General features: G+C 59.1%; 11 protein-coding genes. 9 read left to right on the plus strand and 2 right to left on the minus strand.

What is annotated here, in order from left to right; genetic code table 11:
* Nucleotides 1-19: 19 nt before the first annotated feature.
* The 7 genes from miaA to OP495_RS04410 all read left to right on the plus strand — a co-directional run bounded on the left by miaA (nt 20) and on the right by OP495_RS04410 (nt 7778).
* Nucleotides 20-958, plus strand: coding sequence for a tRNA (adenosine(37)-N6)-dimethylallyltransferase MiaA (gene miaA, locus OP495_RS04380; protein WP_280567486.1), 939 nt, complete (start codon nt 20-22; stop codon nt 956-958).
* A gap of 124 nt (nt 959-1082) precedes the next feature.
* A complete protein-coding gene (gene hfq / locus OP495_RS04385; protein ID WP_280561557.1) occupies nt 1083-1334 on the plus strand; it encodes an RNA chaperone Hfq in 252 nt (83 codons plus the stop codon).
* A gap of 14 nt (nt 1335-1348) precedes the next feature.
* Nucleotides 1349-2668, plus strand: a complete 1320-nt coding sequence (gene hflX / locus OP495_RS04390; RefSeq protein ID WP_280561556.1) for a ribosome rescue GTPase HflX — start codon at nt 1349-1351, stop codon at nt 2666-2668.
* A 61-nt stretch (nt 2669-2729) separates the two neighbouring features.
* Entirely contained in the window at nt 2730-4103 is a 1374-nt protein-coding gene (hflK, locus tag OP495_RS04395) for an FtsH protease activity modulator HflK (RefSeq protein ID WP_280567489.1), read from the plus strand.
* 2 nt (nt 4104-4105) lie between these two features.
* Nucleotides 4106-4999, plus strand: a complete 894-nt coding sequence (gene hflC, locus OP495_RS04400; RefSeq protein WP_280567492.1) for a protease modulator HflC — start codon at nt 4106-4108, stop codon at nt 4997-4999.
* 268 nt (nt 5000-5267) lie between these two features.
* Entirely contained in the window at nt 5268-6449 is a 1182-nt protein-coding gene (locus OP495_RS04405; protein WP_280567494.1) for an ATP phosphoribosyltransferase regulatory subunit, read from the plus strand.
* A 33-nt stretch (nt 6450-6482) separates the two neighbouring features.
* Complete coding sequence (locus tag OP495_RS04410; RefSeq protein WP_280561550.1) at nt 6483-7778, plus strand: adenylosuccinate synthase; 1296 nt, start codon at nt 6483-6485, stop codon at nt 7776-7778.
* Between the two features lie 171 nt (nt 7779-7949).
* Here OP495_RS04410 and OP495_RS04415 read toward each other — a convergent pair whose 3' ends face one another.
* Both OP495_RS04415 and OP495_RS04420 read right to left on the minus strand, forming a co-directional pair.
* On the minus strand, nt 7950-9545 hold the full coding sequence (locus tag OP495_RS04415) for a solute:sodium symporter family transporter (RefSeq protein ID WP_280561549.1): 1596 nt from the start codon (nt 9543-9545) through the stop codon (nt 7950-7952).
* A gap of 200 nt (nt 9546-9745) precedes the next feature.
* Nucleotides 9746-11275 carry a glucosyltransferase domain-containing protein gene (locus OP495_RS04420; protein ID WP_280561548.1) on the minus strand — a complete coding sequence of 510 codons (1530 nt, stop codon included), beginning with the start codon at nt 11273-11275 and terminating at the stop codon, nt 9746-9748.
* 257 nt (nt 11276-11532) lie between these two features.
* On the opposite strand from OP495_RS04420, the gene OP495_RS04425 reads away from it, so the two are divergent.
* Together OP495_RS04425 and mdoH are read left to right on the plus strand one after the other, a co-directional pair.
* A complete protein-coding gene (locus OP495_RS04425; protein ID WP_280561547.1) occupies nt 11533-13137 on the plus strand; it encodes a glucan biosynthesis protein G in 1605 nt (534 codons plus the stop codon).
* Entirely contained in the window at nt 13130-15631 is a 2502-nt protein-coding gene (gene mdoH, locus OP495_RS04430) for a glucans biosynthesis glucosyltransferase MdoH (RefSeq protein WP_280561546.1), read from the plus strand. Before OP495_RS04425 ends, mdoH begins: the two co-directional genes overlap by 8 nt.
* Nucleotides 15632-15730 lie beyond the last annotated feature (99 nt).

The raw sequence follows: 15730 nt of genomic DNA on the forward strand, positions 1-15730 counted from the left end.
ACCGTTTTCAGGATTTTCGATGAACGATACGCGGCCACTGGCCATCCTCTTGATGGGCCCGACGGCGGCCGGCAAGACCGATTCGGCCATCGCCTTGCGCGAGCGCCTGGGTGGCGAACTGATCAGTGTCGACTCGGCGATGATCTATCGCGGCATGGACATCGGTACCGCGAAACCTTCGGCGGAGGAGTTGGAGCGTGCACCGCATCGTCTGATCGACATTCGCGATCCCGCCGACACGTACTCCGCCGCTGAATTCCGCGAGGACGCCTTGGCTGAAATGCGCGACATCTCGTCGCAGGGGCGTATACCCATCCTCGTGGGTGGCACCATGATGTACATCAAGCGTTTGATCGATGGCGTAGCGGAACTGCCTGCTCGCGACGTTGCGTTGCGTGATGAGCTGGCCCTGCGTGCCGAGCGCGAAGGGCTGGAGGTGCTGCATGCAGAGCTCGCGCAGGTCGACCCGATTGCCGCAAGCGCTATCCACCCGCACAACCGGCAGCGCCTGTTGCGGGCGCTAGAGGTATATCGCCTCACCGGTCGGGCACTAGGCGAACTCTGGGCCGAGCAGCCCCGTGAAACCTTTCCCTGGCGTCTCGTGTCCATAGCGCTGGCGCCTACCGAACGCCGGGTGCTGCATGAACGTATCGCGCAGCGCTTCGAAGGCATGTTGGCGGGAGGTTTCCGCGAGGAAGTCGCCGCTCTCAGGGCGCGTGGCGATTTGCATCGCGGGTTCCCCGCAATTCGCTGTGTCGGCTACCGTCAGATGTGGGAGCATCTGGATGGTGAGACCGATGAGATCACGATGCGCGAACGAGGCATGGCAGCGACGCGGCAACTCGCCAAGCGCCAGTTGACCTGGCTGCGCAATTGGCAGGGCGTGCGGTGGGTCGATAGCGAGTCAAGCGATATTCACGAGCAGGTATTGAAAATCGTGCGCGGAAGCGGCACTTAGCGTAAGATGACCGGTCACGACAACGCCTGGCGAGTAGCGCCGCGAACGGCGGTGGCAACGCGAATGGCGGCTGTGACCCTTCGAAAACGACCATAAACCACAGCGAGAAGTTAGGGAGAGCAAAATGTCCAAAGGACAGTCCCTTCAAGATCCGTACTTGAACATTCTGCGCAAGGAGCGCATTCCGGTCTCCATCTTTTTGGTGAACGGTATTAAATTGCAGGGGCAGGTCGAGTCTTTCGATCAATTCGTCATCCTGCTGCGCAATACCGTCAGCCAGATGGTGTACAAGCACGCCATTTCCACTGTCGTGCCATCCCGCAGCGTGCGTCTTCCCGTCCAGGATCCGAATGCTCCGGCGGAAGAAGACGTTTGATCGAGAGGCGCTGATTGTTTTTCGAACGTCCCGACGCCGGTGAAACGGCGGTTCTCGTCCATGTGGATTTCCACGACGAACAGGAGCGTGAAGACCCGGGAGAATTCCTGGAGCTGGTGCGTTCCTCGGGTGTGACACCGGCGACCCTCATCGAGGGTAGCCGGCGTCGCCCCGATCCCAAGACATTTATCGGCAGCGGCAAGCTGGAGGAGATTCGCGAGATACGCGAACTGCACGGCGCCGAAGTCGTCATGTTCAACCATGCCTTGTCGCCTTCGCAGGAGCGCAATCTGGAGCGCGCCCTGAAAAGTCGCGTGCTGGATCGCATAGGTTTGATTCTGGATATATTCGCGCAACGCGCGCGTACGCATGAAGGTAAGCTTCAGGTCGAGTTGGCACAGCTGGAGTACATGTCGACGCGCCTGGTGCGTGGCTGGACCCACCTGGAGCGCCAGAGGGGCGGGATCGGATTGCGCGGCCCGGGGGAAACGCAGCTCGAGACCGACCGCCGCTTGTTGGGTGGGCGTATCAAGGCGATTCACAAGCGGTTGGAGAAAGTTCGCACACAGCGCGATCAGAATCGCCGTGCGCGGGCGCGTGCTGAGATCCCCAGCGTTTCCCTGGTGGGTTATACCAATGCCGGCAAGTCGACGCTTTTCAATGGCTTGACCCAGTCAGATGTGTACGCCGCCGACCAGCTTTTCGCCACGCTCGACCCGACGCTGCGTCGTATCGATGTAGAAGATGTCGGGCCGGTGGTCATGGCTGATACCGTGGGTTTCATCCGCCATCTGCCGCACAAGCTTGTGGAGGCATTCCGTGCCACCTTGCAAGAAGCGACAGAAGCCTCGTTGTTGGTACATATCATCGATGCGGCTGATCCGGATCGCGATTTCAACGCGGCGCAGGTCGATGAAGTGCTCGAAGAAATCGGGGCCTCCGAGGTGCCGCAGCTGCTGGTCATGAACAAGATCGACATATTGGACAGCGCCCCACGTCTTGAGCGTGACGGACACGGGCGTCCGCAGATCGTGTGGCTATCGGCGCGTGATGCACGTGGCTTTGAGTTGCTGCATCAAGCACTCGGCGAGCTGCTGGCTGGAGAGCTACTCGAGACGAGTCTGACGCTGGAGCCCGATCAGGGAAGATTGCGGGCATCGCTGCATGCGTTGAATGCCGTGCAGCAAGAACAATTTGACGAGCAGGGCCGAATCCTGCTGGATATCCGTCTGCCCAGACGCGATTTCTTTCAGTTGATGGCCCGTCTCGGCGAGAAGGCAGCACATTATTTGCCGCCGGGAGTCCTCGATCGCCCGGAATGGGAGCGCCATTGACAGTGCCCGTCACTGGTGTCCCTGGCGAGATGCATCGCAATCAATGCAGTGGAGAAAACGTATGGCTTGGAACGAGCCTGGTGGTGGAAATCAGCAGGACCCGTGGAGCGGCGGCGGTGGCCGTCGCGGCAGCGGTAACGGTGGGGGCAATGGTGGTAACAACCAAGGTCCACCGGATCTCGACGAGGTGCTGAAGAAGTTTCAGGACAAGCTTAGGCGCTTGATGGGTAAGCGCGGCAAGCGTGGCAGCGATGGCAACAACGGTGGATCGGGCGGCAAGGGGAATCCCTTCATACTGCCGGGTGTGCTGGTGATCATCGTATTGGTCATCTGGGCCGGGTCCGGCTTCTATGTGATCGATCAGTCTGAACGCGGTGTGGTGCTGCGCTTCGGCAAGTATCACGATACGGTGAATCCCGGTCTGCACTGGAGCCCGACTTTCGTCGATCAAGTGACGAGGGTGAACGTTACTGAGGTGCGTTCGTTCCGGCAGGATGCCTCGATGCTGACGAGCGACACCAATATCGTGACGGTGCGTCTCTCCGCTCAGTATCAGGTCGCCAATCCTCGCGATTATGTTCTGAACGTGCGTGATCCCGAACAGAGTCTGCACAACGCGCTCGACTCTACGTTGCGTCATGTCGTGGGTGCGAGTGGCATGCAGAACGTATTGACCAGTACCACTGAGGTCAAAGAAGTCAAACAGATTGATGAAGACGGTCAGGTGCCGGATATGCCGGAAACCGTGGAGGATCCCAGCGAATTGCCGGTGGTCACCATGACGCCGCCGGTCCCGGATTCGTTGCTCAGTGGTCGTGAGGAGCTTGGTCCCGAGGTTGCCAAGCGGCTTCAGGAATCGCTGGATGCCTATGGGCTAGGGTTACGTTTGCAGACCGTCAACTTGGAAAGCACTCAGGCACCGGAGCAGGTTCAAGATGCCGTGGATGACGTGATTCGCTCACGAGAAGATCGCCAGCGCTTGATCAACGAAGCTCGGGCCTACGAGAACGCTCTGCAGCCCCGCACCGAAGGGGAAGCGCAGCGCTTTATCGAGGAAGCCACTGGTTATCGTAATACCGTGGTATCGGATGCCGAAGGTGAGACCAGCCGCTTCCTGGCCGTATTGGGCGAATACCAGCAGGCGCCGGACGTGACACGTCAACGTCTCTACCTGGATACGGTGAGCGAGGTGTTGGGTAACAACCGCAAGGCATTGATCGATGTTGGTTCTCAGAACAACTCGATGATTTATCTACCGCTCGATCAGCTGGGTAAGCCTCGCGCCGACGGTAGTGGTAGCGGTAGCGACGCTGACTCGCCAGATATACGTGAACTTGAGTCGGTCTCCCAGCAGGTTCAAAACGAACCACTTTCTGGTAGCGACAATAGCAGTGGTCAGCGCCAGTCGAGCGGAATTTCGCGGGAGGGTCGTTAATCATGGTCAACAATCGTGCCTTGGGTATCGTCGCATTGCTGGCCGTAGGAGCCTGGATCGCCAGTTCCAGCCTGTATGTGGTGACGGAGAAACAGCGTGCCATCAAGTTACGCTTCGGTGAGGTAGTACAGGCCGATATCGAACCTGGCCTGCATGTGAAGTGGCCGGTGCTCAACACCGTGCGCTTCTTCGATGCGCGCGTGCAGATGCTGGAAAGCACCGAAAGTCGCTTCCTGACAGCACGTCGCAATGCCTTGATCGTCGACTCCTACGTCAAGTGGCAGGTCGTCGATCCCAGCCTGTATTATCAGTCCACACGAGGTGAGGTATCGCGTGCCGAGGACCTCATTGCACCGCGCGTCGATGAAAGCTTGCGCAATGCCTTCGGTAGCCGCGAAGTGGACAAGATCATCAGCGAAGAACGCAACGAGATGCTCGAAGAGCCTCAGCAGAAGTTGGATAAACGACTGCGCGAGGAAGTGGGTATCTCGATATTGGATGTTCGCCTCAAGCGTGTCGAATTGCCTCAGGAAGTGCAGCAGGCAGTTTTCCAACGCATGCGCACCGAGCGTAATGCCGAAGCGCGTCAGTATCGTGCCCAGGGGCAGGAGCAGGCTGAGCGTATTCGCGCCCGCGCCGATCGTGAGCGTAAGGTGACGCTAGCTAACGCTCGCCAGAAGGCCGAGACACTGCGTGGTGAAGGCGATGCCAAGGCGGCAGAGATCTACGCCAATGCTTATCAGCAGGATGAAGACTTCTTTGAATTCTATCGTTCCCTGCAGGCGTATCGGAACAGCTTCGACAAGGGCGACGATATGTTGTTGTTGAGTCCGGATAGCGAGTTCTTCCGTTATTTCCGGTCGCCGAACGGCGAGGCGAGTAGCAACGGCGAATAAGTCACGATCTGGCCTCCGGGGGAACTGCTGTTCGGGGTACATCCGTCCGGGGTACATCCGTCCGGGGTACATCCGGAGGCCAAACGTGATAGACTCTTGACACCGGGCGTTGCCCGGTTTTTTTGTGGCCTGTCAGCGGATATGGATGCCTCTACGGCAATTCGCGACGGGTTCGGTATGCGACTCCGACATGACGTGTCAGCGTTCGTGTCGTCTCGCCCTCAGCCGACGATGCCAATACGCCACTCATTTCTGGCAGGACCGAAAAATGACCATCGCTGACCGCTGGCTGCTTCCCGACGGCATGGATGAAGTACTTCCGCCTCAGGCGACGCGCATGGAACAACTGCGTCGTGCGTTGCTCGATCTCTATGATCGCTGGGGCTATGACCTGGTGATTCCTCCGACGGTCGAGTTTCTCGATTCGCTTTTGACTGGCACGGGGACCGATCTCGATCTGCAGACGTTCAAGCTGACCGACCAGCTCTCCGGACGGATGATGGGCGCCAGCGCGGATGTGACGCCGCAGGTGGCGCGTATGGATGCGCATTCATTGAAGCGCAATGGGCCGGCACGACTTTGCTATTGCTCGACCGTGTTGCGTGCCAAGGCCGATCAACACCAGGGAGGGCGCAGCCCGACTCAGGTGGGGGTGGAGCTTTTCGGCCATGCGGGGTTGGATGCAGATATTGAGGTCTTGCGGCTGGCGCTCACGGGGCTGGAAGTCGCTGGGGCGGGCGAGACTCACCTGGCGCTCAGCCATATCGGTATCTATCGTGCCTTGGTGCACGCGTCGGCATTGAATGCGGAAAGCGAGTATGCGCTTTTCGAAGCCATCGAGCGCAAGGCCTTCAACGACGTCGATGCCTTGGTCGCGCGGGATGTGCGTGACCCCGCGCTGGCCGAGATGCTGCAAACATTGCCGCGTCTTTACGGGGGCCAGGAAATGCTTGACCAGGCCCGCGAGGTCTTTGCGGGGGCACCTCCTGCAGTCGCGGCGGCACTGGATGAGCTTCAGGCGTTGTGCCGTGCTGTCACGGACAATCATCTACAGGCCGAGGTGTATATCGACCTGGCCGAGTTACGCGGGTATCAATACCACACGGGGATGGTGTTTGCGGCTTATGTGCCGGGTTACGGTCAGGCCTTGGCCAAGGGTGGTCGCTACGACGACACAGGACGCGCCTTCGGTCGGGCGCGCCCGGCGACGGGGTTTTCCATGGATCTCAAGCTGTTGGCCTCGCTCACCGAGAGCGGCCCGCGCGGTGATGCCATCTGGGCGCCTGCCGATGATCGTGCCACGCTCACCCAGGCTGTTGCGCATCTGCGTGCCGCTGGTGAGCGCGTCATTCAGGCATTGCCAGGGCAGCGTGTGGGGCCTCGTGAACAGCGTTGTGATCGGCAGCTAGTGGAAACCAACGGCGAATGGCGGGTCGAACCGCTCGCGTAAATCGGCGGATCCTTTGATCGAGAGACGAAAGCAATGGGCAAGAACGTAGTCGTATTGGGCACCCAGTGGGGTGACGAAGGCAAGGGCAAGGTTGTCGACCTGTTGACGGAATCCGCCGCCACGGTGGTCCGCTTTCAGGGAGGACACAATGCCGGCCATACGCTTGTGATCGATGGCGAGAAAACCGTCCTGCACCTGATCCCCTCCGGGGTGTTGCGTGCCGATAAAACCTGTGTGATCGGCAATGGGGTAGTGCTTTCGCCGGAAGCGCTGATGGAAGAAATCCGCGAGCTGGAAGCCAAGGGCGTTCCGGCGCGTGAGCGCCTGCGTCTGTCGCCAGCCTGCCCGCTGATTCTGCCGTATCACGTGCGTCTCGATCAGGCGCGCGAAAAAGCGCGTGGTGTTGCCAAGATCGGCACGACCGGCCGAGGAATCGGGCCGGCCTACGAGGACAAGGTCGCGCGGCGTGGGCTGCGTCTCGGCGATATCCTGCACCGCGAGCGTTTCGCGTCGAAGCTGGGTGAGGTGCTCGACTACCACAATTTTGTGTTGACGCAGTATCACAACGAGCCACCGGTGGACTTTCAGCAGGTACTCGACCAGGCAATGGCAATGGCCGAGGAACTGCGCCCGATGGTCTGCGATACCGTGTCGCTGGTACATCGGATGCGTAAGGACGGCGACAATATCCTGTTCGAAGGGGCACAGGGGTCGTTGCTGGATATCGACCACGGCACTTACCCGTATGTGACCAGCTCCAATACCACGGCAGGCGGTACGGCGACGGGCTCGGGCGTAGGACCGCTATATCTTGATTACGTGCTGGGGATTACCAAGGCCTACACCACGCGTGTCGGGTCGGGGCCGTTTCCCACCGAGATCTTCGACGAATTCGGCCGCCACTTGGCGGAGAAAGGTCATGAGTTCGGTGCCACGACGGGCCGCGCGCGACGCTGTGGCTGGTTCGATGCCGTAGCGCTACGCCACGCGGTACAGATCAATTCGGTCTCCGGGCTCTGTCTGACCAAGCTAGATGTGCTCGATGGCCTGGAAAACATTCGGGTTTGCGTGGGGTATCGCAGCAAGGATGGCGCCACTATCGATAACCCCGTCGACTCCGAAGGCTATGAGGTCATCGAACCGCTTTATCAGGACCTACCCGGCTGGAGTGAGTCGACGTTGGGGATCAAGCGCATCGAGGACCTGCCCAATAATGCACGCGCTTATATCAGCTTTCTCGAGGAACAGACGGGAGTGCCGATCGATATCATTTCGACGGGGCCTGATCGCAACGAGACCATCGTGCTGCGCAACCCGTTCTCTGACTAGACCTGGGGCGTTGGTCAGCCTCATGTGAGTGGCGCTCGATCGGCTTCAATACCGATCGGGCGTTTTCATGACGGCGCTACGTTTTGGAGGATGCTGTTGTCCCTCGGCCATGAAAAGGCCCGCGCTCATCAACGGCGCGGGCCTTTTGCGTCATGCGTGATGCCGGATCGTCTAGCCGGCAAATGCAGCATAGATGGCAATGACGCACAGGACGAGCACCAAGCCGACGGGCCAGGCGCCTTTCCAGGGCGTCAGATCGACTTCACCCGCATCCTGGTGCACCCACTTGGTTTCGCGTGGGCAGACCTTGCCGATGATCAGCATGATGGCGATCAGCAGCACGAAGACGCCTGCGACGAAATGGTACTGACTCGTGACGTCGAGAATCTTGTTGAAGGGCGGTATGAAATACCCTGCGGCTATCAACAAGCAGCCTGCGACCAAGACTATCTTGGCGGCAATCGCGGGAACGCGCTTGGTGAGCAGCCCCACTAGGACCACGGCCAGGATGGGAATGAAGTAAATGGCGTTCATCGTCTGCAAGTAGCCGAACAGGCTTTCCTGACCCGCGAGAAGCGGCGCGATGACCATGGCGGCAATGGCCATGATCCAGCCGAAGATCTTACCTGATTTAACCACCTGCGCTTCCGTTGCATCTTTCTTGATGACGCCTTTGTAGATGCCCAGGCTAAACAGCGTCGTGGTGCTGTTGAGCGCCGAGTTGAACGACGACAAGATGGCGCCGACCATCACGGCAGCGAAAAAGCCGGTCAGGTAAGGAGGCAGGACGTCGAATACCAGGTGGCCGTAGGCTTCATCGGCCTTGACGCCCTGGTCGGCATACATGTGGTACGCGATGATGCCCGGAAGTACGAGGTACAGAGGTCCGAGGAGCTTGAAGAAACCGGTCAACAGAACGCCTTTCTGGCCTTCGGCAAGGGTCTTGGCACCGAAGGTGCGCTGAATGATCTGCTGGTTGGTGGTCCAGTAGAACAGGTTGATCAGGAAGACGCCGGTGAAAAGCGTGGCGAACGGTACGGCCTGATCCTCGCGCCCCATCGAATTGAACATTTCGGGGTGTTGTTCGTTGAGGATATCCCAGCCGGCCAGGATGCCTCCGCCATCGCTGACGGCATTGAGCGCGAAGAACACGATCAAGAGGCCGCCGATGAGAAGCCCGACCCCATTGAGTGTATCGGAGACGGCCACCGTCCGCAGCCCCCCGAAGAGCGCATACACGGCGCCGATCAGGCCCACGATCCATACGGTCGCCCACAGCAGGAAGCTGCTCGATTCGATGCCTGTCAGGCCCGGGAGGTCGAGCATACCTTGCAAGCCGATCGCCCCTGAGTACAGCACGATAGGAAGCAGGATCACCGCATAGGCGATCAGGAAGATGATGTTACAGATCAACTGCGTGCCGTGATCGAAGCGGATCTCCAGCAATTGCGGCACCGTTGCGATCCCGCTACGCAGGAAGCGGGGCAGAAAGAAGAGTGCCAGCAGCACCAGGGCAACGACCGCAACGACCTCCCATGCCATGACACTCAGGCCATCGGTGAAGGCGGAGCCGTTGAGCCCCACCATTTGTTCGGTGGAGAGGTTGGTCATCAACAGTGAGCCGGCGATCAGCGGAAAGGTCAGGCTACGGCCGGCCAAGAAATAGCCGCGGGTGCTGCGTAGGTCGTCTCGGCGCGTGATCAGCCAGGTGATCAGTGCGACGAGTCCCGTGAAGAACAAAAACGAGATCAGCGTCAGGGCATGCATGGAATGGGCATCCTTGGACTTTCATGGATCATGGCCGTGTCGATTGAAGGCCGTCGACATGCACTTGGCATATCGTCAGTCTTCACGCGCACGGGCGCGTCGATAACATTACATCGTGAGGACGAATTTTAGCCGGCGAACAGTAAACTACCATCCTCCATTTGTCTGACATTGCTCAAGCAATGTCTGTGTAATTCGACTCATGAGTCGCGAGTCTCCTGGCGACAGGCTCCGTCCAGGGACACGAAGATTGCGTCTTGCCATTGGTACAGCGTGTACCAGCCACGTTCGAGAAGAGGCTCGAGGGCGGTGCAGTGGTTGGCGAAAGCGTCGCGCAGCGCCTGATCGCCATTGAACTCGTAACGTTGGGGTAAGCCCAGGCGGTAGAGGTTTTGATACCCCCACCAGTAGTCATTGTCGAGATAGCTCCCCATGAGCTTCTTGAGTACGGGGAATGCATGCACGGTGTTGTCGGCGCTGTTACTGAGCGGGAGAGTGCCGAAGACGACGAGGGGACCTTTCGCCTCGAGTCGTCGCAGGTCGTCGACCAGCTGGCGCGACACGCTTTCCTCGAACGCTTGCTGGCTGCCCTGAGCATTGCCATAGGCATAGGCGATTACCGTGGCGCCTCCCAGCACGAGAATGAGGATTGACACGCCTAAGCGGCGCCATCCGTAGTGCTCACAAGTAGCCACTGCACAGAACAGTGAGCCGGCGCACAAGGCGCCGAACCCGATGAAGGTGCGCGGACGCCAGAGAGGGTCTTCCAGCGCCGCCATGATACCCAGCGCGCCAAGCGGTAGCAGCAGCAAGATGACCAACATAAGCAAGAGCCGCCATGGACATGCAAGGGGGCGCTTGGCCTGTGCAGGACGGAGGGTGCCCAGGATCAGACCGGTCAGTGCGATCAGGGCCGTGGCTGATAGGCCCCATCCAGGCGCGCCAGCGAGTGTCCTGGCCGCATAGCGCCAGAAGGTCAGGGTGTTGTCCAAGATATGCATGGGCAATGTCGCTGGAGCGGCTATCTGGCTATGTGACAGGCTATAACCGCCAGCCAGCCACCAACCCGAGATTATCTTGTACCCTAGGAGCGTGACAGCGCCAGCGGCTAGTACGCCGGCATGGCGTCGCCATTGCAGCGTGCCATGAGTGGCCAGGTGGAGCAGCATATGAAACGCGAGTAATACGAAGTAAACGCTCACGGCCGCCTGGTAGAAGCATAGACTGGTGAATAAGCCGATGACTGATAGCATGATGCCCTTGCCTGGTGACGCTTTTAGGCCGACAGCGAGGGCTAGACCGGCGCAACTGACGGCAAGCGCCATGGGCAAAGCATCGAACTGATAGGAAAGGTTCTGCAAGAAGAAGGGTTGCAGCACCAACAGCATCATCGCAAGCCAGGCATGGCCGTCGCTAAATTCTACAAAGGCCTGACGTAGCGCAACGAGCATGGTCGCGACGCTGGCCAATCCCAGCCATAAAGGAAGTGGAGCCAGCTCGACGACACGCGAGCCCTGATTGAGCGCGAGCATGACGACATCGGCAAGAGGGCGCGCATTCGAGGTCCAGCCAGGTTCGCCATGCATGCTGCGCCAGATATCGTCGCGATAGAGGCGATCGGCGGCCACGATCGGATAAGTGGCCAGCACAAGACCAATGAAGGCTCCCATCCATTGCCAGCAATCGGGTCTCGACGTGCGTGAGGGAGTCGGAATTGACGGTAACGGCATCAGGTTCCCTTCGTTGGTGTGGAGAAAGCGTGGATGAACGCAATGTGACGACAACGCGGCTGGTGGGCTCCCTTCATGCCCTGCGTGATGCTAAGCTCTTGTATCGGGAGCATGGAGGTCTTCTCGTCTCATCAATCTGCGTCGCCTCTGAAACTTTCATCTGTGTTGGGTGTATTGCATACACTCTAGTGTGTTCAGCCGAAGAATGTGACGTAAAGGGGTGACTTGCCCCTGAAATGCCGCAAGGGAGTAGTAATGTGAGTGTACCGAATCGACATTTTTTGACGGCAATGTCCTCGCGTCGTTGTAAGCGCCCTCTCGCGGGCATGCTGGGCGTATGGTTAGCCTTCGCGGCGCAGGCGTGTTTTGCCTTTGGCTTCGAGGATGTGGTCAAGAAGGCCGAGCAACTTTCCGAGCAAGGGTACCAGTCACCGGGAACAAGCTTGCCGGAATCGCTGAGCAACCTGGAGTACTCGGACTACGCCAAGATTCACACCAAAGATGGTCACGCGCTGTGGGAAGACGACGACCTCCCCTTCAATCTTGCTTTCTTTCATGAGGGGATGCACTACGACACTTCCGTAAAGATACATACCGTGGTGGATGGTGAAGTGGAAGATATTTCCTTCAATCCTGACGACTTCGCTTACGGTGATCTGGATATTCCCGAGGAAGATCTCGAGGACCTCGGGTTTGCGGGATTCAAGGTTAACAATGCGCTCAATGACGCCGATCGCATGAATGAAGTCATGGCGTTTCAGGGGGCGAGTTATTTCCGAACCTTGGGGCGTGATCAGACCTATGGTGCTTCCGGTCGTGGTCTGGCGATCGACACGGCGTTACCCAGTGGTGAGGAATTTCCGGCGTTTCGTGAGTTCTGGGTCGTCAAGCCAAGCAACGATAGCCAGTATCTGACGATATTCGCATTGCTTGATTCGCCGAGCCTTGCCGGCGCTTATCGTTTCGTACTCCGCCCCGGGGAAGACACCGTCGTCGATGTGACATCGCAGCTTTTCATGCGTAACGCCGTGGAAAAACTGGGGGTCGCGCCTCTGACGAGTATGTACTTGTATGGCCCGGGACAGCCCACCGATTCACTCAATTATCGGCCGGCGATTCACGATTCCAATGGCCTGCTGGTGCATGATTCGGGTGGTGGCACCGACGCGAGCAAGGAAGAGTGGACCTGGCGCCCGCTCGCCAATCCCGACAAGTTGATGGTCGATGAGCAAGATGTCGATTCCCTCAAGGGTTTTGGACTGCTGCAGCGCAGTCACGACTTTCATGATTATGAAGATCTCAAAGATCGCTATGATCGTCGTCCAAGTGTGTGGATCGAGCCTCAAGGCGACTGGGGCAAGGGCCAGATCGAATTGATCCAGATACCCACGCCAGACGAGACCAACGATAATATCGTCACCTTGTGGAAGCCTGACGAAGCGCCGCAAGCGGGCGATGAACTCGACTTCAATTATCGCATGTACTGGACGACGCACGAGGCCAAGTTCCATAGCCCCGACTTATCTTGGGCTGACCAGACGCGTCGCTCGCAAGGCGAAGTACGTAAAGACAATTTGGTGCGTGAGACCGATGGTTCGCTAGCGTTCATCGTCGATTTCAAGGGGCCGGGGCTGGAATCGATCAAGGACGGTGCCAGCATGCAAGTCGATGCCTCCGTCGGAGACAACGGCGAACTGATCGAAAGCCGTGTCGTTCCCAATGAGGCCGAAAGTGGTTGGCGGATGTTCGTGCGCGTCAAGCGTAGCGATGACAGTCAACCCCTGGATATTCGTGCCTACCTGAAGGATGGGGATAAGCGGCTTTCGGAAACCTGGTATTACCGGCTCCCTGCTAATGGTTGATACACAAGTTGATACAGTGACTGGCGATTATCTCGAGTGCTTGGCACAGGAAACGGACTCCCGAGGCGCGCGCCGTGAGCTACTCGCTAGTCGCCTCGATGAACAAGGTCTGGAAGCCTTGCACTCGAGCCTCGGGGAACGCGAGGTCTCGGAGTATGACCCGGCGGCGATCTCGGTGGGCGCGCGCTTATCGCTGGCGTATAGCGCCCGTCCGCTGGCGCCGCCCACCGTGCTGACGACTGACGCGCAAGGCATCACGCGGCTTTGTACCACGCCGCCGATAACGCGCACGCCCCTTGCGCCGGAGTCATGGGCGACCAATCCATTCGTTCGCTATGCGCAACGCCTGCGGAAGTGGATCGATCGTGGCTTTCGGCGCCGGCATAAGGCCAAATCGGACGCTGCCTCGACACCGCGTTGGCAGAAAGTCGGCATGCTGCGACGCAGGATCTTGTTGATCCTGGTCGTGGGGCAAAGCCTGGTGGCGGCGGAATACATGCGCTCGGTGTTGCCCTATCAAGGCAAGCAGGCACTTGAAGTCGCCATTTTGGCGCTTTTCGTGCTGTTGTTTTGTTGGGTCTCGGCGGGATTCTGGACGGCCCTCATGGGGTTCTTCCAGCTTTTGCGCGGCCGCGATCGCTACGCGATCGATGCCCGTGACGTGCAGGAAGATGCGCCGATCGACGAAACGGCGCGCACGGCGCTGGTGGTGCCCATCTGCAATGAGGATGTGGCGCGGGTTTTTGCCGGTGTGCGGGCCACGCTCGAGTCGCTGCGCGATAGCGGCCAGGAACGCCACTTTGACCTGTTTATTCTGAGCGATACCTTCGATCCCGAACTGGCGATCGCAGAGACGCATGCCTGGCTGGCGTTGTGTCGTGAGCTGGATGCCTTCGACCGAGTCTTCTATCGACGCCGCCAGCGCCGCATGAAGCGCAAGAGCGGCAATATCGACGACTTCTGCCGCCGTTGGGGTGCCAATTACCGCTACATGGTGGTGTTGGATGCTGACAGCGTCATGAGTGGTGCTTGCTTGACGCGTCTGGTGCGGTTGATGGAAGCGCATCCCAAGGCAGGGATTATCCAGTCCGCGCCGCGTGCCTCCGGCCGTTTGAATCTCTATGCACGCATGCAGCAGTTCGCGACGCGTGTCTATGGACCGCTATTCACGGCGGGGTTGCATTTCTGGCAATTGGGCGAATCGCATTACTGGGGGCATAACGCGATCCTTCGCCTGGCTCCCTTCATGCGTCACTGCATGCTGGCGCCGCTGCCGGGAAAGGGGTCGCTTTCCGGGGAAATTCTGTCTCACGATTTCGTCGAAGCGGCGTTGATGCGCCGAGCGGAATGGGGGGTGTGGATTGCCTACAACCTGGATGGCAGTTACGAGGAAATGCCGCCCAACCTCCTCGACGAGCTCAATCGCGATCGTCGTTGGTGTCACGGTAACTTGATGAACTTTCGCCTGTTTCTGGCTAAAGGCATTCATCCCGTGCACCGTGCGGTCTTCCTAACCGGAGTGATGTCGTACATATCGGCGCCTCTGTGGTGCTTGTTCCTGATCTTGTCGACTGCCTTGCTGGCGGTGCATACGTTGAGTACGCCACAGTATTTCCCTGAGCCGGGCATGATGTTCCCTGTCTGGCCGCAATGGAATCCTACCATGGCGGTGGGCTTGTTCTCGGCCACGGCAACGTTGTTGTTCCTGCCCAAGGTTCTCAGCGTGATCCTGGTCATTGCGCAAGGGTCCAAGGAGTTCGGTGGCAGCTTGCGGCTATGTGCGGGCATGGTCTTGGAATCGCTGTTCTCCATGCTGATGGCGCCGGTGCGAATGCTCTTCCATACACGCTTCGTACTGACAGCGCTTCTGGGGCGCGCCATACAGTGGCGCTCTCCGTCGCGTGACAACAGCGATACGCCGTGGGGTGATGCTGTACGTCACCATGGCGTCCAGACGCTCATCGGGGCAGTGTGGGCCGTGGGCGTGTATTACATGGAGCCGACCTTTCTCTGGTGGCTGGCGCCCATCGTGGGTGCCTTGATGGTGTCGATCCCGGTTTCGGTGTTTTCCAGCCGCGTGTCGCTGGGGCGCTGGTGTCAGCATGCTCGCCTGTTTCGTATTCCCGAGGAGACGCATCCCCCGCGTGTGCTGCGGCGCATGGTGCGTCATCTGAAGCGCATGCGCGCCCAGCAGGCGGCGGCGCCGACCTTCGTGCAGGTGGTCGTCGATCCCATGGCCAATGCGCTAGGGTGTGCACTGGCCACGAGCCGACATGGCGCATCGGCGCTTCTGCGGCGGCGTCGAGAAGAACGGGTCAGGGCGGTCGTCACCGAAAATCCCATCAAGGTGAAGCCGGCGACCCAGTTGAACTTTCTCGATGATCCCGTGCTGCTGTCGATGCTGCATCACTGGGCATGGACATCGCCCGACGCACACCCGGACTGGCGCGAACTCGGTACGCCGACGCCTGTCTCATGGCGGGTGCCGGGATGAGACGAGGGACTACGCAGGTATCGTCGCCGGTCTAACTGCTATGCTGGAAACGGTATCTGTGAGTCGTCTTTCGTGTCGCGTCGCATTCAAGGAGAGAAG

It is taken from the genome of Chromohalobacter sp. 296-RDG (assembly GCF_029889885.1).
In the GTDB taxonomy this organism is placed as follows: domain Bacteria; phylum Pseudomonadota; class Gammaproteobacteria; order Pseudomonadales; family Halomonadaceae; genus Chromohalobacter.

What these genes read in the sequence shown, in the direction of transcription:
- hfq (WP_280561557.1), top strand. Translation starts at nt 1,083, where the DNA reads ATGTCCAAAGGACAGTCCCTTCAAGATCCGTACTTGAACATTCTGCGC.
- miaA (WP_280567486.1), top strand. Translation starts at nt 20, where the DNA reads ATGAACGATACGCGGCCACTGGCCATCCTCTTGATGGGCCCGACGGCG.
- hflK (WP_280567489.1), top strand. Translation starts at nt 2,730, where the DNA reads ATGGCTTGGAACGAGCCTGGTGGTGGAAATCAGCAGGACCCGTGGAGC.
- OP495_RS04410 (WP_280561550.1), top strand. Translation starts at nt 6,483, where the DNA reads ATGGGCAAGAACGTAGTCGTATTGGGCACCCAGTGGGGTGACGAAGGC.
- OP495_RS04405 (WP_280567494.1), top strand. Translation starts at nt 5,268, where the DNA reads ATGACCATCGCTGACCGCTGGCTGCTTCCCGACGGCATGGATGAAGTA.
- OP495_RS04415 (WP_280561549.1), bottom strand. Translation starts at nt 9,545, where the DNA reads ATGCATGCCCTGACGCTGATCTCGTTTTTGTTCTTCACGGGACTCGTC.
- mdoH (WP_280561546.1), top strand. Translation starts at nt 13,130, where the DNA reads ATGGTTGATACACAAGTTGATACAGTGACTGGCGATTATCTCGAGTGC.
- OP495_RS04420 (WP_280561548.1), bottom strand. Translation starts at nt 11,275, where the DNA reads ATGCCGTTACCGTCAATTCCGACTCCCTCACGCACGTCGAGACCCGAT.
- hflC (WP_280567492.1), top strand. Translation starts at nt 4,106, where the DNA reads ATGGTCAACAATCGTGCCTTGGGTATCGTCGCATTGCTGGCCGTAGGA.